The organism is Flavobacteriales bacterium, from assembly GCA_016715895.1.
In the GTDB taxonomy this organism is placed as follows: domain Bacteria; phylum Bacteroidota; class Bacteroidia; order Flavobacteriales_F; family PHOS-HE28; genus PHOS-HE28.
The window spans coordinates 687,449-708,911 of sequence record JADJXH010000004.1 but is presented as its reverse complement, the minus strand read 5'-3'; the positions used below and the strand labels follow the sequence as shown (position 1 = coordinate 708,911).

Annotated in this window: 17 protein-coding genes; 12 read left to right on the top strand and 5 right to left on the bottom strand. The window is 66.2% G+C overall.

Features of this window, described 5'->3' with window-relative positions; genetic code table 11:
- The first annotated feature begins 117 nt into the window (after window positions 1-117).
- Together IPM49_11645 and IPM49_11640 are read left to right on the top strand one after the other, a co-directional pair.
- A complete protein-coding gene (locus tag IPM49_11645) occupies window positions 118-1,677 on the top strand; it encodes an aldehyde dehydrogenase family protein (protein MBK9275174.1) in 1,560 nt (519 codons plus the stop codon).
- Between the two features lie 69 nt (window positions 1,678-1,746).
- Window positions 1,747-2,994, top strand: a complete 1,248-nt coding sequence (locus IPM49_11640) for a TlpA family protein disulfide reductase (GenBank protein ID MBK9275173.1) — start codon at window positions 1,747-1,749, stop codon at window positions 2,992-2,994.
- 6 nt (window positions 2,995-3,000) lie between these two features.
- Here IPM49_11640 and IPM49_11635 read toward each other — a convergent pair whose 3' ends face one another.
- Window positions 3,001-3,867 (bottom strand): M28 family peptidase, encoded by an 867-nt coding sequence (locus IPM49_11635; GenBank protein ID MBK9275172.1) that lies wholly within the window; start codon window positions 3,865-3,867, stop codon window positions 3,001-3,003.
- Window positions 3,868-4,568: 701 nt separating this feature from the next.
- Window positions 4,569-5,006, bottom strand: a complete 438-nt coding sequence (rpiB, locus tag IPM49_11630) for a ribose 5-phosphate isomerase B (GenBank protein ID MBK9275171.1) — start codon at window positions 5,004-5,006, stop codon at window positions 4,569-4,571.
- Window positions 5,007-5,448: 442 nt separating this feature from the next.
- Between rpiB and IPM49_11625 the strand changes: the two genes are divergently transcribed.
- Genes IPM49_11625 through IPM49_11615 form a run of 3 tightly spaced genes read left to right on the top strand, consistent with a single transcriptional unit; the run spans window position 5,449 to window position 10,791 of the window.
- Window positions 5,449-6,960, top strand: coding sequence for a toxin-antitoxin system YwqK family antitoxin (locus IPM49_11625; protein MBK9275170.1), 1,512 nt, complete (start codon window positions 5,449-5,451; stop codon window positions 6,958-6,960).
- 45 nt (window positions 6,961-7,005) lie between these two features.
- A complete protein-coding gene (locus IPM49_11620) occupies window positions 7,006-10,026 on the top strand; it encodes a PAS domain S-box protein (GenBank protein MBK9275169.1) in 3,021 nt (1,006 codons plus the stop codon).
- A gap of 9 nt (window positions 10,027-10,035) precedes the next feature.
- Complete coding sequence (locus IPM49_11615; GenBank protein ID MBK9275168.1) at window positions 10,036-10,791, top strand: response regulator; 756 nt, start codon at window positions 10,036-10,038, stop codon at window positions 10,789-10,791.
- On the opposite strand, the gene rnr is transcribed toward IPM49_11615, so the two are convergent.
- Window positions 10,778-12,955, bottom strand: a complete 2,178-nt coding sequence (gene rnr / locus IPM49_11610) for a ribonuclease R (protein ID MBK9275167.1) — start codon at window positions 12,953-12,955, stop codon at window positions 10,778-10,780. The genes IPM49_11615 and rnr overlap by 14 nt on opposite strands.
- Before the next feature lie 122 nt (window positions 12,956-13,077).
- Here rnr and IPM49_11605 point away from each other — a divergent pair, with 122 nt between their 5' ends.
- The 4 genes from IPM49_11605 (at window position 13,078) to IPM49_11590 (ending at window position 15,851) form a co-directional block, all read left to right on the top strand.
- Window positions 13,078-14,025 (top strand): ribose-phosphate pyrophosphokinase, encoded by a 948-nt coding sequence (locus IPM49_11605; protein ID MBK9275166.1) that lies wholly within the window; start codon window positions 13,078-13,080, stop codon window positions 14,023-14,025.
- Window positions 14,026-14,036: 11 nt separating this feature from the next.
- Complete coding sequence (locus tag IPM49_11600; GenBank protein MBK9275165.1) at window positions 14,037-14,678, top strand: 50S ribosomal protein L25; 642 nt, start codon at window positions 14,037-14,039, stop codon at window positions 14,676-14,678.
- Window positions 14,679-14,750: 72 nt separating this feature from the next.
- Window positions 14,751-15,314: an aminoacyl-tRNA hydrolase gene (locus IPM49_11595; GenBank protein MBK9275164.1), complete on the top strand. Its 564-nt coding sequence runs from the start codon at window positions 14,751-14,753 to the stop codon at window positions 15,312-15,314.
- A gap of 21 nt (window positions 15,315-15,335) precedes the next feature.
- A complete protein-coding gene (locus IPM49_11590) occupies window positions 15,336-15,851 on the top strand; it encodes a ferritin (GenBank protein ID MBK9275163.1) in 516 nt (171 codons plus the stop codon).
- Window positions 15,852-15,864: 13 nt separating this feature from the next.
- Here IPM49_11590 and IPM49_11585 read toward each other — a convergent pair whose 3' ends face one another.
- Window positions 15,865-17,343 (bottom strand): M20/M25/M40 family metallo-hydrolase, encoded by a 1,479-nt coding sequence (locus IPM49_11585; protein ID MBK9275162.1) that lies wholly within the window; start codon window positions 17,341-17,343, stop codon window positions 15,865-15,867.
- A gap of 34 nt (window positions 17,344-17,377) precedes the next feature.
- On the opposite strand from IPM49_11585, the gene IPM49_11580 reads away from it, so the two are divergent.
- From IPM49_11580 to IPM49_11570, 3 genes are read left to right on the top strand one after another with little or no spacing between them, the layout of a single operon-like run.
- Window positions 17,378-17,920 carry a YfiR family protein gene (locus IPM49_11580; GenBank protein ID MBK9275161.1) on the top strand — a complete coding sequence of 181 codons (543 nt, stop codon included), beginning with the start codon at window positions 17,378-17,380 and terminating at the stop codon, window positions 17,918-17,920.
- Window position 17,921: 1 nt separating this feature from the next.
- Complete coding sequence (locus IPM49_11575) at window positions 17,922-18,809, top strand: hypothetical protein (GenBank protein MBK9275160.1); 888 nt, start codon at window positions 17,922-17,924, stop codon at window positions 18,807-18,809.
- Between the two features lie 5 nt (window positions 18,810-18,814).
- Window positions 18,815-20,605: a SpoIIE family protein phosphatase gene (locus tag IPM49_11570; protein MBK9275159.1), complete on the top strand. Its 1,791-nt coding sequence runs from the start codon at window positions 18,815-18,817 to the stop codon at window positions 20,603-20,605.
- A gap of 3 nt (window positions 20,606-20,608) precedes the next feature.
- Here the strand turns inward: IPM49_11570 and IPM49_11565 are convergent, their stop codons facing one another.
- Window positions 20,609-21,448, bottom strand: coding sequence for a universal stress protein (locus IPM49_11565; protein MBK9275158.1), 840 nt, complete (start codon window positions 21,446-21,448; stop codon window positions 20,609-20,611).
- Window positions 21,449-21,463 lie beyond the last annotated feature (15 nt).

Sequence of the window (21,463 nt, the reverse complement as noted above, 5' to 3'; positions counted from 1 at the left end):
ACCATACCATTATGCGAACACCGGGCGGGCGCCACGGGTGGAGCCCTGGTTCCGGTGACCGAACGCACCGGAAGCCCCTCTCCCGGGGATCTACCTTTGCGGCCCTTTTGCACGACCATGAGCACCATGACCCTGCCCACCCAGCGGATCGGAGACCTGCTTCGCGCCCTCGGCGTCCGCGACCAGAACCCCGGCGTGTCCACCGGAATCCTGTGGCTGCCCGGCCACGGCGAGGTGCTGGAGAGCCATAGCCCGGTGGATGGCGCGTTGATCGGAACGGTCCGCGGTGCCACGCGGGCGGAATACGACGAGGTGGTGGCCACGGCGCAGAAGGCCTTCGCCGAATGGCGGGCCTGGCCCGCGCCCAAGCGGGGCGAAGTGGTGCGCCAGCTGGGTGAAGAGCTCCGGAAGCACAAGGCCGCCCTGGGCAAGCTGGTGAGCTACGAAATGGGCAAGAGCTACCAGGAGGGCCTGGGCGAGGTGCAGGAGATGATCGACATCTGCGACTTCGCGGTGGGCCTGAGCCGCCAGTTGCACGGCCTCACCATGCACAGCGAACGCCCGGACCACCGCATGTACGAACAGTGGCACCCGGTGGGGCTGGTGGGCATCATCACGGCCTTCAACTTCCCGGTGGCCGTGTGGAGCTGGAACACCGCCCTGGCCTGGGTCTGCGGCGATGTCACGCTGTGGAAGCCCAGCGAAAAGGCGCCCCTGTGCAGCATCGCGTGCCAGCACATCACCGCCGAGGTGTTCACGCGCAACGGCGTGCCCGAGGGCGTGAGCAGCATCATCAATGGAGGCCGCGAGGTGGGCGAATGGATGAGCCATGATGCGCGCATCCCGCTGGTGAGCGCCACCGGCAGCACCCGCATGGGCAAGGCCGTGGGTGCCGCGGTGGGCGAGCGCCTGGGCCGGTCCCTGCTGGAACTGGGCGGCAACAACGCCATCATCATCAGCGACAAGGCCGATCTGGACATGGCCCTCATCGGCTGCGTGTTCGGCGCGGTGGGCACGGCCGGGCAGCGCTGCACCAGCACGCGCCGCCTTATCATCCACGAGGCGGTGTACGACACCTTCAAGCAGAAGCTGGTGAAGGCCTACGCCCAATTGCGCATCGGCGATCCGCTGGACGAGCGCAACCACGTGGGCCCGCTGATCGACAAGGCCGCGGTGAACATGTACCTGAAGGCCCTGGAGGCCGCGAAGGCCCAGGGCGGCAAGCTGGCCGTGGAGGGAGGCGTGCTGAGCGGCGCGGGCTTCGAGAGCGGCTGCTACGTGAAACCCGCCGTGGTGGAGGCCACGCCGGACATGGCCATCGTGCAGGAGGAGACCTTCGCGCCCATCCTGTACCTGCTGAAGTACGGCGGAGACCTCCACGAGGCCATCGCCATCCAGAACAACGTGAAGCAGGGCCTGAGCAGCGCCATCATGACGCTGGACCTGCGCGAGGCCGAGCGCTTCCTGAGCGCGGCCGGCAGCGACTGCGGCATCGCCAACGTGAACATCGGCACCAGCGGCGCGGAGATCGGTGGGGCCTTCGGCGGCGAAAAGGAGACCGGCGGCGGCCGCGAGAGCGGCAGCGACGCCTGGAAGGCCTACATGCGCCGCCAGACCAACACGATCAACTACGGCACCAAATTGCCGCTGGCGCAGGGCATCACCTTCGACCTGTAGGTTTCCCCGCTGCCGAAGCAAGCGTCCATGGCCGCTCGGCCAAGGCTTCTAGCTTTGCCGGCCTTGTCCATGGCCCTGCGCGCTGCCCTCATTCTGTTCATCGTCGCCTGCGGATGGGGTGGCTGCGCACCGAAGACCGCGGACGGGCCCGCCACCCCGCGCTCCGGCCCCTGGCGCATGGCGCTGGACCTCAACGGGCAGGAACTGCCCTTCCTCTTCGACCTGGAGCACGACAGCACCTGGCACATGGTGGTGCACAACGGCGAGGAACGCATCGCCGTGGATGACATCGCCCTGCATGGTGACTCCATCCGCGTGCGGATGCCCCTGTTCGACTCGGAGTTCCGCGGCCGCGTGCTGAACGACAGCACCATCACCGGCCACTGGCACAACTACCTTAAGGGTCCCGACTACCGCATCGCGTTCACGGCGTCCGCCGGCATCGCCCGCCGGTTCGCGCAGACCCGCAGCGCACTGGATGACCTCTCCGGGCAATGGCGCACCCACTTCAGCCACGGCACCCCGGAGGCCTACGATGCCCTGGGCTTGTTCACCCAGCGGGACGGACAGCTCACGGGCACCTTCGGTACCGAGACGGGCGACTACCGCTTCCTGGAAGGCGTGGTGGACGGGGATTCGCTGAAGCTCTCGTGCTTCGACGGCTCGCACGCCTTCCTGTTCAAAGCGCAGCTGCGCCACGACAGCCTCATCGGCCGCTACTGGAGCGGCACCCATTGGCAGGAACCCTGGGTGGCCGTGCGCGATCCCCACTTCCACCTGCGCGACCCCGATTCGCTCACCTTCCTGAAGGAGGGGCACGACATGGTGGACTTCCGCTTCCCGGGGATCGACGGCGGCACGGTAAGCCCCAAGGACGCGCGTTTCGCCGGCAAGGTGCTGATGGTGCAGGTGATGGGCAGCTGGTGCCCCAACTGCGTGGACGAGACCCTGCTGCTGGACGAGCTCTATGCGAAGTACAACGGCAATGGGCTGGAGGTGATCGCCATCGCCTTCGAGAAGTACGAGGACGAGGCCCGCTCCATCGCCGCATTGAAGCACTTCCGCGACCGCCTGCAGGTGAACTACCCCATCGTGTACGCCGGCAACGCCAACAAGGAGGTGGCCAGCGCCAAGCTGCCCTTCCTGGACCACGTGATGAGCTACCCGACCTGCATCATCATCGACCGGCAGGGCAAGGTGCGTCGCATCCGCACGGGCTTCTATGGGCCGGGCACCGGCGAGCACTACACGCACTACAAGCGCAACCTCGAGCGCTTCCTGCAGGACCTGCTGGCCGAACCGGCGCAGGCCTCCTAGCAGGGCCTACTTGCCGCCCTCGGGGCGGTCCACCACGATCCGTTCGGGCCGGTTGGCCAGCAACCAGGCGGTGTGGAACACCAGGCGGGTGCGTTGCTCCAGCAGGTCGGGCAGGATCTTGTCCACCTCGTCGCCGGGGCCATGGTAGTCCTCGTGCACACCGCTGAAGTAGAAGATGGCCGGCACCCCGTTGCGCGTGAAGTTGTAGTGGTCGCTGCGGTAGTAGTACTTGTTGGGATCGTCCGGTGCGTTGAAGGTGTAGTCGAGCTCCAGCCCGGTGTAGGTGCGGTTGGCCTGCTCGTTGAGCGCATGCAGCTCGGTGCTCATCCGGTCGCTGCCGATCACATACACGTACGGTGCGCCGGTGGCGTGGGCACTGTCCCGGCGTCCGATCATGTCGATGTTGAGGTCGGCCACCGTGCGGTCCAGGGGGAAGACCGGATGCTCACTGTAGTACTGCGAACCCAGCAGGCCCTTCTCCTCGGCGCTCACCGGCATGAAGAGCACGCTGCGGCGCGGGCCCTGACCATCGGCCTTCGCCCGCGCGAACGCCTCGGCCATTTCCAGTAGCGCCACCGTGCCGCTGCCATCATCATCCGCCCCGTTGTACACCTCGCTGCCCTCCTTGCCGATGTGGTCGTAATGCGCGGTCACCACTACCAGTTCGTCCTTGAGGTCGCCGCCCTCCACATAAGCCAACACGTTCTCGCTGATGAGCTCGCTTTTCAACGGAGTGGCGCTCAGCACCAGGTCCGGTGCGAACGGAACGGTGACCGGACGTTTCCGGGCGCGTTTCACCAGGCGGGCCTCCGTCCATCCGGCACCGGCCAGCAGTGCATCGCGGAGGTCGGGCCCCGCCAGGATCACCTGCAAGGCACCTGCCCGCTCCGGCCGCTTTCCCCCGCGCGCGTCCCGATCGCCCGCCAGCCGCATACGCGCACTGGACAGGTGATGCTGGTAGGTGCTGCGCAGCTCCCCGTATGTCGGTGTGGCGTAGAACAGCACCGCGGCTCCGGCCTGTTCGGCCGCGGTGGTCCATGCGCTCACGGCGGACAGTGGGGAGGCTCCTGTTGGTGCGCGCTCCACCACCAGCAGGGCCATGCCCTTGAGGTCGCGGCCGCGCAGCACGGTATCGGGCCGCATCGCGGCGGGAGCACACACCACCAGCGCCTGTTCCACCCGCAGGTCCTGTTCCAACCGTTCATTGAAGTAGAACATCCCCTCCAGGTAGCGGTACGGCTTGCCGGACACCTTCACCACGATGCCTCCGGGGCGCCGCACCTCCAGCACGAAGGGCTGGAAATAGCCCTGTGTGATGCCGCGTTCGGCCCCGCCGGGCACCTCGGGGATCCCGAAGGCCTGGAACTGCTCGCGCAGGTATTCCGCGGCCATCTTCTGCCCGCGCTGGCCGGCCTCACGGCCCTCATAGGCATCGCTGGCCAGGATGCCCAGGTGCTGCATGAGGTCGGCCGCGGTGATGGTGGACGCATACCGCAGGGCCGTGCTGTCCACCTGGGCCGGGACCTTTCCCAGCACCACGAGCAGCACGACGATCAACGTACCGAAGCGGCCCTTCATGCCTGTTCGATCTTCTCCACCCGCGCCTGATGGCGGCCTCCTTCGAAGCGGGCATCAAGGAAGGCATCCACCACGGCAAGGGCCTGCTCCACACTGATGAACCGTGCCGGAAGGGCCAGCACGTTCGCGTCGTTGTGCTCGCGCGCCAACCGGCCCAGCTCGGGCAGCCAGGCCAGGGCTGCCCGCACCCCGCGGTGCTTGTTGGCGGTGATGGCCACGCCGTTGCCGCTGCCGCAGATGAGGATGCCGAGCTCGGCCTGGTGGGCGGCCACCGCCGCGGCCACCGCATGGGCATGGTCCGGATAGTCCACGCTCTCCCGCACATGGGTGCCCTTGTCGGTCACCTCCACCCCGCGTGCCCGCAGGTGTTCCTTCACGGCGTGCTTCAGGTCCAAACCCGCATGATCACTGCCCACGGCGATGTGTTGTGCCATGCCTCAAAGATACCCCGGCCCCGTTGTCCACGATCCGATCGTCGATCACGGTCGATCCCTGTGGATGATCGATCAACAACTTTTCCGCCCTGCGAGTTGTCCACCGTGCCATACGCCAGGGGATCGTCAACAGCAAGCGCATCTTCTACCGGGTTGTGCACGGGGGATCCCACCGCCCAAGGGTCGGCAACCGGCTCCAGGTTTTCAACCGGTCCAGGGAACGGTGATCATCCACGATCGTGGATGACCGATGCCCGGTCCACGTCCACCGCGGGTCAGCGTTCTGCACGTTATCCACAGGACGGCCCGCCGTGGTGAACTACTTTTGATAACCCGTTCGTGCAAGCGGGCGGCCCACCGATCATCCACCGTGTCCACAGCCCTTACTATATCATCTATTCTCTTTAAAGAAAGTATTCATGGGATACGTGCAGGGCATCGGATGATCGTGGTGGCCGCCGTCCTGTGCTGCACCTTTGTGGCGGCCGGTCAGGACGGTTTCACCCAGTACCGCCATCCCAACGGCACGGTGAGCAGCGAGGGCATGCTGGTGGACGGCAAGCCCGAGGGGATCTGGAAGACCTACTACGAGAACGGCGTGCTGCGGTCCGAGGGCGCACGCACCCGGTTCCAGCTCGACAGCCTGTGGAAGTTCTACGCCCCGGAAGGATGGCTCAGTTCCACGATCGAATACACCGATGGCCGCAAGAACGGGGCACAGCGCAAGTTCGACGCCTCGGGCGCACTGGTGAGCGAGGAGCGCTACGCGGCCGATGTGCGCGAGGGCAACAGCACCTACTACCACCCGAACGGTCAGGTGCACAAGGTGGTGCCCTTCGTGGCGGGCAAGGAGGAGGGCAGGGGGGGTGAATACGCCGAGGACGGCCGGCTCGTGGCGCTGTTGAGCTACGGGGGCGGCATGCTCCGCAAGCGCGAGCCCATCAACCGGATCGATGCGGCCGGGCTCAAGCAGGGACCCTGGAAGGAATTCCACGCCAACGGCAAGGTGAAGTGGGAGTGCACCTATGTGGACGACAAGCGGCAGGGCATCTACAAGGAGTATGATGCGGCCGGCAGCCTGAAGCAGATGGTGAAGTACGACCAGGACCAGGTGGACACCGGTTCGCGTGCGGCGATGACGCTGACCATCAAGAACACCTATCACTCCAACGGCCGGGTGGCCAGCATCGGCAGCTACAGCAAGCAAGGCATGCGTGAAGGGCTTTTCCGCGAGTACGATGAGCAGGGCCAGGTGCGCTCAGCGGCCATTTACACCGACGACCGCCTGATGCGGGAAGGACCGGTGGATGAGCGCGGTGTGCCGCAGGGCCGCTGGACGGAGTATTACGTGACCGGCGAGAAGCGGGCGGAGGGCGAGTACAAGGACGGCAAGCGGGAAGGGGAGTGGACCTTTTTCCACCGCAGCGGCGCGGTGGAGCAGAAGGGACGCTACCAGGCGGGGCAGGCGCAGAACCTCTGGAAATGGTTCTATGAGAGCGGCAAGCTGCACCGCGAGGAGAACTACCGCAAGGGCCGGGAGGACGGCGCTTCCGTGGAGTATGATGAGGAGGGCAACGTGATCACGCAGGGCGAGTACATCGATGGCAAGCGCGAAGGCAAATGGTTCTATCGCGTGGGCGACCACACCGAGGAGGGTGCCTACCAGGACGGGCAGAAGGAGGGGGAGTGGCGTCACACCTTTGAGAGCGGCAAGCGCAGTTTCGAGGGCTCCTTCGTGGGCGGTGAGCCCAACGGCAGGCATCGGTGGTGGTGGCCCAACGGGCAGTTGCGGCTGGAAGGCCGGTACGCCATGGGCCTGCAGCAGGGCGATTTCGAACACTGGTCGCCCGAGGGACAGCTGCTGATCACCATCCGCTACAAGGACGGCCAGGAGGTGAAGATCGATGGCACCCGCGTGCCCCCGCCGTTCGAGAGCGGTGGCGATGCCCCATGATCCAGCGCAGCTGCGGTCACCGACCACCTGTGTAAGTTCGACCCGATGAGCGGAACGGCCGATGCGGAAGGGTCACGCACCCAGGAGCTGGCCAGGGCTTATCTGGAGCTGCGCCGGCAGTACGAGGACCTGGTGGACCGCAACATGGCCGGCGTGTTCCGCACCACGCTGGACGGGCGTTTCCTGGAGTGCAACGCCTCCATGGCCCGTATCCTGGGCTATCCGGACCGGGATGCCTTGATGCAGGTGAACGCCAAGGTGCTCTACCTGAACGAGGAGGACCGCACGGAGTACCTGAAGGAGCTCACCGAACGCGGGCACCTCATCAACCACACCATCCGCCTGCGCCATTTCAGCGGTCGCACGGTGCATGTGCTCGAGAACGTCTACCTGGACCGCTCCGAGGATGGGATCACCACCATCGCGGGCACGCTGATCGACCGGTCGCCCCAGGTGCAGGCCGAACTGGAGCAGCAGGCGCTGCTGGAGAACTACCGCCGGCTCGTGGAGCATGCCCCGGAGGGGATCCTCATCGTGCAGGATGGCCTTGTGCGGTACGGCAATCCCACCGCCGACCTGCTGATGGGTGCGCCCAGTACCGGGACCGTCCTGGCCGATGCCGTGGAACCCACGCATCGGCCGGTGCTGGCCGCGTGCCTGGAGGAAGCCCGCCGCGAGGGTGAGGGCGCCCCCGTGGAGCTGGCCCTGCGGCGTGCCGACGGTTCCGGCGGGCGTGTGCTCCTTTCCGCCTCACGCACGTTCCATGAAGGTGCGCCCGCCGTGCAGGTGCACCTGCGCGACGTCGGGCGCATGCGGGCCACCATGGAGGCCGGTCTGCGGGCCCAGATGGCCGAGGAAGTGAACCGTGTGCTGCGCCAGGAGATCATGGACCACCGCCGCACACAGGAGGAACTGCGCCGCGCGAAGCGCTTCGCGCGCAGCCTGGTGGACAGCTCCCTGGACATGATCATCGCCGTGGACGAGGCCGGGCTCATCACCGAGTTCAACCCGGCGGCCATGGTGCGCTTCGGTTACGAGGCGGATGAGGTGCTGGGCCGTCCCGCCCGCATGCTCTACGCGCACGGGGAGGAGCACGCCCGCATCCAGGGGGAACTGAACGCGCACGGGGCCTTCGCCGGCGAAGTGCACAACGTCGATCACAAGGGGGAGGTGTTCCTCACCTTCCTGGCCGCCTCCCGGTTGTACGACGAGCAGGGCTCGCTCCTGGGCAGCATGGGCGTGAGCCGCGACATCACCCACGCCAAGCGTGACCAGGAGGCGTTGCGGGCCAGTGAGGAGCGGTACCGCGACCTTTTCGAGAACGCGATGGACCTGATCCAGAGCGTGACGCCCGATGGCCGCTTCGAGTACGTGAACAGGGCCTGGCGCGACACGCTCGGCTACACCTCCGAAGAGGTCGCGCACATCACGGTGTGGGACGTGGTGCATCCCGATCACCGGGAGGCTTTTCGTGCCCAGTTCGAGGGCGCCTTCGCCGGCGAGCCGGGCGGGCCCATCACCACCGTGCTGCTGGCCAAGGACGGCCGCAGCATCACCGTGGAGGGCAACCGCAACGTGCGCCGGGTGGATGGCCGTCCGGTGGCCACGCGCGGCATCTTCCGCGACGTCACCCGGGAGCATGAGGCCCGCGGGCTGGTGGTGAAGCAGGAGGCCACCTTGCGCGCCCTCTTCGAGAGCAGCGAGCACATGTTCTGGAGCGTGGATGAGCGCATCGCCCTCACGAGCTTCAACCAGGGCTACGCCCGGATGATCGAACGCCTGTACGGCACGCGCCCGGAGATCAACCGGGATGGTAACATCCCGCGCAAACGCTTCGCCAGCGAGACCTACCATGCGTTCTGGGAGGAGAAATACCGGGAGGCCTTCACGGGCCGCCCGCTGCGGTTCGAGACCGAGCTCACCGATGCCCGGGGCCGGTACGTGAGCAACGAGGTCTTCCTGAGCCCGGTGTTCAGCGCGGATGGCCGGGTGCGCGAGGTCTTCGGCGTGGGCCATGAGATCACCGAGCAGAAGCTCGCCGAGCGTACCGTGCGCGAGCAGGCCGCGCGCCTGACGGCCATCTTCGAGAACAGCGCCAACATGATGGTGTGGACCCTGGACCAGGAGTTCCGCATCACCTCGTTGAACGACCATTTCCGGGACAGCAGCACGGAGGCCTTCGGCTACACCCCGCGGGTGGGCGATGCCTTCCTGGAGCACATGCTGGAGCGCGTGGCCCCGGCCGAACGCCGGTCCATCCGCACCCACTACGAGGCCGCCATGAAGGGCCGGCCCCGCCAGTTCGAGGTGGAGATGCACGACACCGACGGCCGCACCCGGTGGGTGGAGAACTTCCTGAACCCCATCCGCGTGGACGGGCGCGTGGCCGAGATCAGCTGCCTGGCCTATGGCATCACCGACAAGAAGGAGGCCGAACGCCAGCTGATCGAACGCCTGCGCGAGAATGAGGTGCTGCTCAAAGAAGTGCATCACCGCGTGAAGAACAACCTGCAGATCATCAGCAGCATCCTCAATCTGCAGACCGCCTATGTGGGGCACGACCAGCGCATGCTCGACCTGATCCGCGAGAGCCAGGACCGCATCCGCTCGATGAGCTTCATCCATGAGAGCCTGTACCAGAACAAGACCTTCAGCAGCGTCGACCTGTCGTCCTACATCGATCGCCTGGCCCGCAACCTGGTGCTGAGCTACAGCCTCAGCGGCAAGGTGGAGCTGCGCACCGACCTGGAGCGGGTGGAGCTCGTGCTGGACCAGGCCATCCCCTGCGGCCTCATCCTCAACGAGCTGATCAGCAACGCCCTCAAGCACGGCTATCCGGACGGCGCGGCGGGCATCATCACCATCGCCCTCTCCTGCCGGGACGGGCGCGTCACCGTGGAGGTGGCCGACGATGGCATCGGCCTGCCCGAAGGCTTCGACGCCGAGCGCGATGCCAATCTGGGCCTGCAACTGGTGGCGACCCTCAGCGAACAGCTCGATGCCCGGCTGGAACGCGAAAGCGGCCCGGGGGTGCGGTATTTCCTTACTTTTGATCGCATCAAGTAGCGCGCGCACATGGCCCAGACCAATGTCCTGGTCGTTGAGGACGAGAGCATCGTGAGCAAGGACATCCAGCACAGCCTGAAGAAGCTGGGCTACCATGTCGTGGGTGCCGCCGCCACGGGCGAACAGGCCGTGAAGCTCGCTGTGGAGGCCCAGCCCGACATCATCCTCATGGACATCATGCTCAAGGGGGAGATGAACGGCATCGAGGCCGCCACGCAGATCCGCCAGGAGACCAACATCCCGGTGATCTTCCTGACGGCCTATGCCGACGAAAGCACCCTGAACAAGGCCAAGGTGACCCAGCCTTACGGTTACATCATCAAGCCCTTCAAGGAGATCGACATCCACACGTCGATCGAGATGGCGCTGTACAAGCACAAGAAGGAGGCCGAGGTGCTCAAGGAGCGCGACCTGTTGTTCAACCTGGTGGAAAGCCAGGGCAGCGCCAACGACCTGCTCTTCGTGAAGAGCAACAGCCGCCTGGTGAAGCTGCGCATCAGCGACATCTACTACATCGAGGCGCTCAAGGATTACGTGGTGATCAACACCCTCAACGCACGCTACACGGTGCACAGCACCATGAAGGACATCGAGGGCAAGCTGCCCGAGAGCGAGTTCGCCCGGGTGCACCGCTCCTTCATCGTGCGCATCGACAAGATCGTGGCCATCGAGCAGCCCAACCTGATCCTGGAGAACGACAAGAAGGTGATCCCGATCGGCGGCAGCTACAAGGACGACCTTTCGCGTCGCCTCAAGCTCGTTTAGTGCGTCCTTTCGCGGGGGGCCTTGACCCACGCGCCTCGTCCAGCACCAGGTCCACCGTGCGGCGGTCCATGTCCACCGCCTTGATGCGGACGGCCACCTCATCACCCAGCCTTAAGCGCCGGCCCGTGCGCAGCCCGGCCACCTGGTAGCGTTCGGCATCGAAGCGGTAGGCGTCGCCGGGCAGTTCGCGCAGGGGGATCATGCCCTCGCAGCGGTTGGCCTTCAGCTCCACGTACACGCCCCAGTTGGTGAGGCCGCTGATGGTCCCCTCGAACCGCTCGCCCACCCGGGCCAGGAGGTACTCGGCCTGCTTGTACCGGATGCTGGCCCGTTCGGCATCGGCCGCCCGCTTCTCCATGTTGCTGCTGTGCCGGCAGCTCAGCTCCAGCGCCTCCTTGTCCAGGTGGCGGCCACCGCCCAGGTAGTGCGCCAGGGCCCGGTGCACCAGCAGGTCCGGGTACCGGCGGATGGGGCTGGTGAAGTGCGTGTAGTGCTCGAAGGCCAGGCCGTAGTGGCCGATGTTGTCGGTGCTGTAGATGGCCTTGGCCATGCTGCGGATGGCCACCTGCTTGATGATGTTCTCCTCCTCGCGACCCTTCACGGCCCGCAGCAACCGGTTGATCGCATGGGGCAGGTCCTCGCCCTTGCCGATGCTGAGCTCGTGCCCGAAGCTGCGGGCCAGAGCGCGCAGCTGTTCCACTTTCTCGGTATCGGGCAGGTCGTGGACCCGGTAGACGAAGGGCGGAACACCGCCCTTGCGCTGCTTGCCCACCCAGGCGGCCACCCGCTTGTTGGCCAGCAGCATGAACTCTTCGATCAACCAGTTGGCCGGCCCCATCACCTTCTCGTACACCTCGATCGGCCGCCCCTTCTCGTCCAACCGGAACTTCACCTCGTTGCCGCCGATCTCCAGCGCCCCGTTGGCGATGCGCTCGCTGCGCAGCACCTGCGCCAGCTTGTGCAGGGTGAGCACCTCGGCCCCGAACTCACCCGTGGCCCCGTCGATGATGGCCTGGGCCTCGGCATAGGCGAAGCGCCGCTGGCTGCGCATCACCGTGCGCCCGAACCACTCGGCCTTCACCCGGGCGCGATCGTCCAGTTCGAAGATGGCGCTGAAGCTCAGCTTGTCGGTGTGGGGGTTCAGGGAGCACAGGTCGTTGCTGAGCCGTTCGGGCAGCATGGGCACCACGCGGTCCACCAGGTACACGCTGGTGGCGCGGGCCGACCCCTCCAGGTCGATCACCGAGCCGGGGTGTACGTAGTGGCTCACGTCGGCGATGTGCACGCCCACCTCCCAATGGCCGTTGTCCAGTTGCCGAACGCTCAGGGCATCGTCCAGGTCCTTGGCATCCTCCGGATCGATGGTGAGGGTGGGGATGCTGCGGATGTCGCGGCGCCGTGCGATCTCCTGGGGCGTGCATCCATCGGGGATCGTGGAGGCCGCGGCGAGCACGCTCTCGGGGAACTCCAGCGGCAGGCCGAACTCCGCGAGGATCGCGTGCATCTCCACCTGGTGCTCGCCGGCGCGGCCCAGCACGCGCACCACGCTGCCGCGCGGCAGGTCGCGGGCGTCCTTCCATTCGCCCAGAGCGATGATGGCCTTGTCGCCCTCGCGTGCGCCACGGGCCTCGTTGGCCGGGATCAGGAAGGGACGTTGCACGCGCTGGTCGTCGGCCACCAGCATCAGCCGGCCCTGGCGGATGTGCACCGTGCCCACGAACTCCGTCCGGCGTCGGCGCAGCACGTCCACCACCCGGCCTTCGGGTCGCTGGCCGCGTCCGCCGGTGAGCTTCACCCGCACGGTGTCGCCATGCAGGGCGGTCCCCACGTTGCGGGGATGCACGAACACATCGCCGCGGCCTGTGTCGCCCGCCGGATCGGGCCGCACGTACCCGCCCCCGCTGCCGATGATGTCGATGGTGCCCTCCAGGGTGTCGGCCCCGCCGGACGCGATGTACCGTCCCTTCTTGCCGCTGCGGATGCGCCCCTCGTCCAACAGGGCCTCCAGGGCATCGTACAGCAGGTAGCGCTGCCCCTTGTCGCGGAAGCCCAACTGCAGGGCCAGTTGCTGGCTGGTGACACCGGCATGGCCGGCGCGCTGCACGGCCGCCAGCACGCGGGGGGCCAGGTGGCCGTCAGTGGGGGAGGGGCGTCTGGAAGGCATCCGGGGCGGGGTGGGCCACGAAGGTCGCTCAAAGCCGCGCCCTCCCTGTTTCCCGGGGTCCACCAACGATCGTTGATAACCTCCCGGAGATAACTACCTTTGCAGCCCTTTCGCGGGAAGCCATGTACGAGTCCGCCAAGATCTTCAGCGGTACCGCCACGCGGTATCTGGCCGAGAAGATCGCCGCCTTTTCCGGCGAGCGGCTCGGGGAGGTCTCCGTCAGCCGCTTCAGCGACGGGGAGTTCCAGCCCAGTTTCGAGGAGACGGTCCGCGGCGAACTGGTCTTCATCGTGCAGAGCACCTTTCCGCCCAGCGACAACCTGTTCGAGCTGCTGATGATGGTGGATGCCGCCAAGCGGGCGAGCGCCAAACGCATCGTGGCCGTGATCCCCTATTTCGGCTTCGCCCGGCAGGACCGCAAGGACAAGCCGCGCGTGAGCATCGGCGCCAAGCTGGTGGCCAACATGCTGACGGCCGCCGGTGTGGACCGCGTGATGACCATGGACCTTCACGCCGATCAGATCCAGGGCTTCTTCGAGGTGCCGGTGGACCACCTGTTCGCCAGCAGCATCTTCCTGCCCTACATCAAGGAGCTCGGTCTGAAGGACCTGGTGATGGCCGCGCCGGACACCGGCGGCACCAAGCGGGCCAATGCCTACAGCAAGCACCTGGGCTGCGACATGGCCATCTGCTACAAGCAGCGCAAGGTGGCCAACCAGATCGAGAAGATGACCGTGATCGGTGACGTCAAGGACAAGGACGTTGTGCTGATCGACGACATGGTGGACACGGCCGGCACCCTGACCAAGGCCGCCGACATGATGACCGACCTGGGGGCCAAGAGCGTGCGCGCCGTGTGTACGCACGCCGTGCTCAGCGGCGACGCCTGCGACCGGCTGCAGCGCTCCAGCCTGGCGGAGCTCATCGTCACCGACACCATTCCCATCGGGCCCGAGAAGCTGGCCCGCACCACCAAGATCAAGCAGCTCACCGTGGCCCAGTTGTTCGCCGACGTCATCAAGCGCGTCCGCAGCCACGAGAGCATCAGCAGCCATTTCATCATCGCCTAACCCCCCGACCCATGAAGAAGGTAGAACTCACCGGCGCCGTGCGCACCACCACCGGCACCAAGAACGCCGACCAGCTTCGCCGCGAGAAGCAGGTGCCCTGCGTCCTCTACGGCGGTGGCAGTGTCACCCACTTCGCCACGGACGAGGCGGCCCTGGGGAAAGTGGTGCACACCCCTGACGCCTATCGCATCGAGCTCGACCTGGAAGGCCGCAAGGTGATGGCCAAGCTGCAGGAAACGCAGTTCCACCCGGTGTCCGACAAGATCCTCCACGCCGACTTCATCGAGCTGGCCGAGGACAAGCCCGCCCGCGTGACCCTCAGCCTGCGCCTGAAGGGACAGCCCACCGGCGTGCGCAAGGGCGGCAAGCTGAACCAGACCCTGCGCAAGCTGGAGGTGAAGGGCCTGCCAAGCCAGCTGCCCGAACACCTGGAATACGATGTGGACCATGTGGAGATCGGCCAGAACGTGCGCGTGCGCGACCTGAAGTTCGCCGGCATCGAGGTGTTGAACAAGCCCGAGGAAGTGGTGCTGAAGGTGAGCGTGCCCAAGAAGGAGGCCGAAGCCGCCCCTGCCGCCGCCGCTCCGGCCGCCGCTGCCGCTCCGGCCGCGGATGCCAAGAAGGCCGAGGCCAAGCCCGCCGCCAAGAAGTGATGACCCGGCCCCCAGGGCCGCACACCCCCTGCACGGACCCCGCACCCACGGGGTCCGTGCGCATTGCACCCCATGAAGCACCTGATCGTGGGCCTCGGCAACCCCGGCCCGGAATATGTCGGCACCCGCCACAACATCGGATCCGACGTCGTGGACCATCTGGCCCGGGCCTTCGAGGTGCGGTTCGCGCCGGCGCGCTACGCCGATCGTGCCGAATTCCGCCATAAGGGCCGAAGCTTCATCCTGCTCAAACCACAGACCTTCATGAACCTCAGCGGCAAGGCCGTGCGCTACTGGATGGACCAGGAGGACGTGCCGGCCGAGCGTGTGCTGGTGGTGAGCGATGACCTGGCCCTGCCGTTCGGCAAAGTGCGGCTTCGGTCCAGTGGAGGGGCTGGTGGCCACAACGGCCTCAGCCACATCATCGAGGTGCTCGGCACGGAGGCCTTCCCGAGGCTGCGCTTCGGCATTGGCAGCGCCTTCCCCCGCGGCAGGCAGAGCGAATACGTGCTGGGCCGCTGGACGCCGGAGGAACAGGCCCTGCTGCCCGAGCGGGTGGAACTGGCCGCCAAGGCCGTGGTGCAGGTGGGCCTGCTGGGCATCGCCCAGGCCATGGGCCACTTCAACAACCGCTGATCGGCCCGCTACCTTTGCCCCATGCTATCCAAGAAGATCGAGAGCGCCCTCAACGGGCAGATCGCCATTGAGGCCAGCAGCAGCCAGGCCTACCTTGCCATGGCCAGCTGGGCCGAGAACCAGGGCCTCAGCGGAACGGCCGCCTTCCTCTACCGCCACAGCGACGAGGAACGCATGCACATGCTGAAGCTGATCAAGTTCGTGAACGAGCGCGGCGGCCGCGCCGTGGTGCCGGCCCTCAAGCAGCCCTCCACGGACTTCAAGAGCATCACCGACATCTTCCGCAGCCTGCTGGAGCACGAAACGCACGTGACGGCCACCATCAACCAGGTGGTGGACACCTGCCTGAAGGAGAAGGACTACACCACGCACAACTTCATGCAGTGGTACGTGAGCGAGCAGATCGAGGAGGAGGCGCTGGCCCGCACCCTCATCGACAAGCTGAACCTGATCGGCAACGACAAGGGCGGGCTCTACCTCTTCGACCGCGACCTGGAGGGCATGATCGCGCCGGAAAAGGGCGAGGGCAAGGCCTGATCCCACCGGCCCCCTACCAGCGCCACTGCCCGGCCATCCGGAGCTTCTCCTCCAGCCCGTCGGCGCGGAGCCGCACGCCGAGCTCCTCCTCCGTGAAGCGACGCGGCAGCGTGTCCGCATCGGCCAGCAACAGCAGCAACGCACCCACGAAGCGCACGTTGTTCACCATGTCCCGCGGGTCGACCAGGTGCACATCGTCGCAGCTGCTGTGGTAGCAGCCGTACACATGCCCGCCCAGATCGCAGAGCGGGTTGATCACCGGCACGCCGGCCAGCAGGAAGGACTGGTGATCGCTGTGCAGCCAGGCCTGCTCCTTCAGTTCCATCCGGAACGTCGTGTCCAGCGCATGGATGGATGTCATCAGGGTGTCCACCAGCGGGCCCCAGCCGTCCGGTCCCACCACGCCGAACCCGAAGGGATCGCCGGTCATGTCCATGTTGATCATGCACCGCACGCGGTCCAGTTCGCCGCCGGCCTTGAGGTCGGCGACCAGGGCTTCGGAGCCGAGCAGGCCCTGTTCCTCGCCCATGAAGAGCACGAAGCGCAGGGTGCGGCGCGGGCGCTGCCCGCTGGCCACCACGGCCCGGGCCATGTCCAGGATGGAGAAGGCGCCCAGTCCGTTGTCCGTGGCGCCCGTGGCCAGGTCCCAGCTGTCCAGGTGGCCACCCACCACGACCACCTCATGGGCGAGGTCCGATCCCGGGATCTCCGCCACCACGTTGCGTGCCTGCACGGTGCCGATGCGGTTGGTCATGCGCAGGCCGATGCGCAGGGGTGTGCCGGCCTTGAGGCGCTCACGGATCCGAAGGCCATCCTCCGATGCGATGCAGGCAGCGGGCACGGGGATGGTGGCCCCGTCGATGGACGCAGTGCCGGTGAGCAGCACGCCGCCGTCGACGTTGTTGACGAACACGATGCCGACGGCGCCATGGCGGATGGCCAGTGCGGCCTTCTCACTGCGGTGCAGGTTCCCCGTCCCCTGCGGCGCATCCACGAGCCCGATGTTCATCAGCACCACGCGACCGGCCACCCGGTCCTTCAGCCGGGCGTACTGTTCCGCCAGGCCGTTGCCCAGGTCCAGAAGCTCGCCCTCCACATCGGCGCTGTCCGGTGTCTGTGCCAGGGCCACGGCCGCCAGGTGCTCGGCGCCGGCCCCATCGCTGAGCCTCAGCATCACCGATCCGCGGGCCCAGGCCTGGGCCGTGAAGGGATGCTGTGAGACCCGCCCCGCACCGCCCAGGCGGAAGAGGCTGTCGGCCGCCTCCTGGGCGCGCACGCCCTGCGGACTGCCGGTGAGGCGATGTCCGATGGCGGAGGTGCTCCAGGCGAGCCATTCGTACCCCCGTGCGTTCTCACGGGCCTCCACCTCGAACCGGGTCAGATCGGTGTGCTGTCCGTGAACAACGCCGTGTGCAAAGATGCCGAGGGCCAGCACCGGACAAGCCTTCCAAAGGCGCCTACTTTGCCCGCTGTTGGGGACGATCATGGCCATGTGGGACGCGACGGGCAAAGGTAGCCCGCGGACGATGCCGACCTGGGCGTGGCGCGCGCTGATGCTCCTGCTGGTGGGTCCTGTGCTGGCGGCGGCCCCGCCCCAGCTTGACGTGGAGAAGGACACCACGGCCATCGTGCAGGCCAGCTACATCTACAACATCGCCAAGCTGGTGGAATGGAAGGACCCGGGCATGAGCTCCGGCACCTTCGTGATCGGCGTGATCGGCGGTGCCAACCTGTACCAGGAGCTGATCAAGAAGTACAGCACGAAGGCCATCGGGAAGCAGCCCATCGAAGTGCGGAAGCTGCCTCGCTCGGCGAGCATCGATCGCTGCCATATCCTCTTCGTCGGCCAGTCAGAGCTGGCCTTGATGCCGGAGATCTACCGCAATCTGGCCAACAAGCCCACCCTCATCGTCACCGAGTATGCGGACGCCCTGGAGGACGGCGCGGTGGCCAACTTCGTGAAGGTGACCAGCACCCTGAAGTACGAGCTGAGCGTGACCAATGCGCGCAAGCACAAGCTGGAAGTGGCCCTGACCCTCAAACAACTGGCCCACCGCGTGGTGGAATGACATGAGCGGCCGCCTCCACACAGCCCTTCTGCTGCTCGCACTGCCCCTCATGGGTGCGGCGCAGACCGACCTGCTGCCCGAAGCGCTGCGCAAGTACCAGGCCGGGGCCCTCAATGAGGCCCGTGCCCTGGTGGATGAGGCGGTGCTGGACACGGCGCACCAGCACGACCCCGAGGCCTGGCTGTTGCGTGGCTTCATCCTCAAGGACCTCTACAAGGCCAAGGCGGGAACGCCGGAAGGGGAGGCCGACCGGGACAGCGCACTGATCAGCCTTGACCGCTGCCTGGTCCACGACCGGAGCGGCGCCTACACCGAGAACGCTGCGCAGGCGTACGATTTCCTGAGCAAGACCTACTTCAACGACGCCGCCAAGGCCCTGAACGATCTGCGGCCCGATGATGCCCTCGCCCTCTACGGCAAGTACACCGCGGCCACCGAGCGCCGGGGTGTGCCTCCCGACCGCGCGGCCAAGGACGTGGAGTTCCACAACGCGCTCGGTACGGTGTACACCAAGCTCTACAACCAGGACCGGGAGCAACTGGTGTGGTACGACAAGGCCGTGGCCACCTACCAGCTCGTGCTGCGCATGGACACCGGCAACTACGGAGCGAACTACAACCTGGCCACGCTCTACTACAACCGGGGCGTGTACAACATCCAGCGGGTGGGGGCCGAGTACGACATCCCGAGCCTGCAGCGCATCCAGGAGGTGAGCCGCGAGTTCTTCCTCCAGGCCCTCCCGTACATGCTCAAAGCCTTCCAGATGAACCCCGGGCGCCGCGAAACGCTCCTTGGTCTGGAGGGGATCTACTACAGCCTGCAGGACGCCGAGCGCTCCGAGCACTACCGCAAACTCTTCGAGGAACTGGGTCCGGAGGAGGACCGCTGACCGCCATGGCCAGGCTGCGCATGACCATCGGCAGGAAGATCGGAATGGGCTTCGGCCTGTTCATCTTCTTCGCCGCCCTGGTCCTGTTGCTCACCAACCGCACCCTGGAGCGCAGCCGGCAGATCAACGACGAGATCAACCAGGTGTACAGCCCCAGCGTGGACGCCTTGGTGCGGTTGCGCAACCTGGTGGTGAACGCCCACATGCTCGTCAAGCACTGGGCCCTGGTGGAGAGCCGCCCGGACGCCCGCGAGAAGACCTCCCTGGTGGAGGTGACCGGCGAGGACCTGCCGGCGCTGCTGGACCGCATCGACACCCTGTCGGCCAACTGGGACCGCGAGGAGGTCGAACTGGCCAACCGCGTGTTCGGCGAGATGGACGCCATGTTCCTGCTGCATGCCCGAATCAAGGAGATGCTGCCGGACATGGAGAGCTACAGCGACCCGCTGATCTTCCTGGAGCGCAACGACCTGGCCGAGGAGGGCGGGCCCCTGGACGAGCAGACCGACAAGGTGCTGGCCGACCTCGATGTGCTGCTGGCCATGCAGGAGAGCAAGCGCCGCCAGCTGAGCAGCGGCATGATCCGGAGCTTTGACTCGCTGAAGTTCTTCGTGCTCTATCTGGGCATGGGCCTCATCGCCGTCGGCCTCATCGTGGCGGTGGTCATCATCCGGGGCATCGTGGGGCCCGTTCAGCGATTGCGCACGGTGCTCCTGGGCCTTGGCCGGGGCGTGTTCCCGCGGGGCCGCATCCGCACCGGCAACGACGAGATCGGTGAGATGACCAGCGCCCTCATGGGCCTGATCGAGGGCCTCAAGCGCACCACCGATTTCAGCCACGCCGTGGCCGCCGGCGATTTCGATGCGGACTACAAACCCCTGAGCGAGGAGGACGTCCTGGGCCACGCGCTGCTGAAGATGCGCGCCGAACTGGGTGAACGCGAGCGCATTCTGGAACAGAAGGTGCGTGAGCGCACGGAGGAGGTGGTGCGCCAGAAGGAGGAGGTGGAGCGCCAGAGCCGCAAGGTGGTGGAGCTGTACAAGAACGTCACCGACAGCATCCGCTATGCAAAGCGCCTGCAGGAATCCATCCTTCCGCCGGAGCGCAAGATCCGCGAACTGCTGCCGCGCTCCTTCGTCTTCTACCGTCCCAAGGACATCGTTTCTGGCGATTTCTACTGGTTCGAGCGGGTCGCCGACCGCACAGTGTTCGCCGCCGTGGATTGCACGGGCCACGGCGTCCCCGGCGCCTTCATGAGCCTGGTGGGCCACAACGGCCTCAACCAGGCGGTGCGCGAAAGCGATGCCCTGCGCCCCAGTGCCATCCTGCGTGCGCTGAACCGCATCGCCTTCGACGCCCTGCACAAGGACCGCGACCAGTCCATGGTGCGCGATGGCATGGACATGGCGCTCTGTGTCTACGACCCCCGAACGCGCACGCTCGACTATGCCGGGGCCAACTGTCCGCTATATCTGGTGCGCGATCGCGACGTGATCCAGTACGCCCCGGACAAGATCCCCATCGGCGGCTTCGAGCTCCACGGGCAATCCTTCACCGACCACCGCATCCAGCTGCAGGAGGGCGATGTCGTGTACATCTTCAGTGATGGGTACGCCGATCAGTTCGGCGGACCCAAGGGCAAGAAGTTCCTCTACCGCCGGTTCCGGGAGCTTCTCGTGGCCATCAGCAACGAACCGCTGGAGGCGCAGAAGCGCGCCCTGCTCGAAGCCTTCATGGATTGGAAGGGCGCCCACGAACAGGTGGACGACATCCTGGTGATCGGGATGCGCGCCTGACCGCTAGGGCCCCCAGATGGGCATGTCCGATGTGGTGTTGTTCAGCGGGTTCATGCACATCACCGGGATCATCGGCTCATTGGTGATGATCTCCTGTTCGTTCGGAACCCCCAGTACACCGAAGAGGCTGTTCTGCAACATGTTCACGATGGCGATGAGGTCCGCGTCCACCTTCACCGCGTAGCGGATCACCCCCTTGACGAAATCATCGCTGTCCTCCGGAAGGATGTGCGCCTCGTGCTCGATGCCCCGCTCGCGCAGGAACTGGCCGGCGAAGCGGATGTGATTGTGCAGCTGATTGTGCAGGAACTCGTCGCTCTCCTTGGGCACGACCACATGCACCTTGCTGTTGAAGTACCTGGCCATATCGGCCACCATGCTCAGCTTATGGCGGCTCTCCTTGTGCAGGTCCAGGGGAACCACGATGTCCCGGTAGCCGTCCGACTTGATGTTGCGCTCCTGCACCACGATGAAGGGCACGGTGCTGTTGGTGATCACCCGCAACGCCCGGCTTCCGGTGATGAACTGCATGCCGCGCATGCCATGAGTGCCCATGATGATCATCGCGGCCCCGATCTCCGCGGCGGCCTCGCCGATGTCCTCATACACGCTGCCCACGCGCACGAGGGTCTCCACCTTCACGGAGGTGCGCCATTGCGTGGCGCGCTTGGCCTCCATGTCCAGCTTGGTCCGGGCCTCATCGGCGTGGGCGGCCTTGTCCACGATGTGCAACAGCGTCACTCCGGCATCCACCCGCTCAGCCAGTTTCAGCGCGTGGTTCATGGCACAGTCGGCCACTTTGGTGAAGTCCGTGGGGACCAGGATGGTCTTGCGCGTGCTCATCGGCGCGGTCTCGGT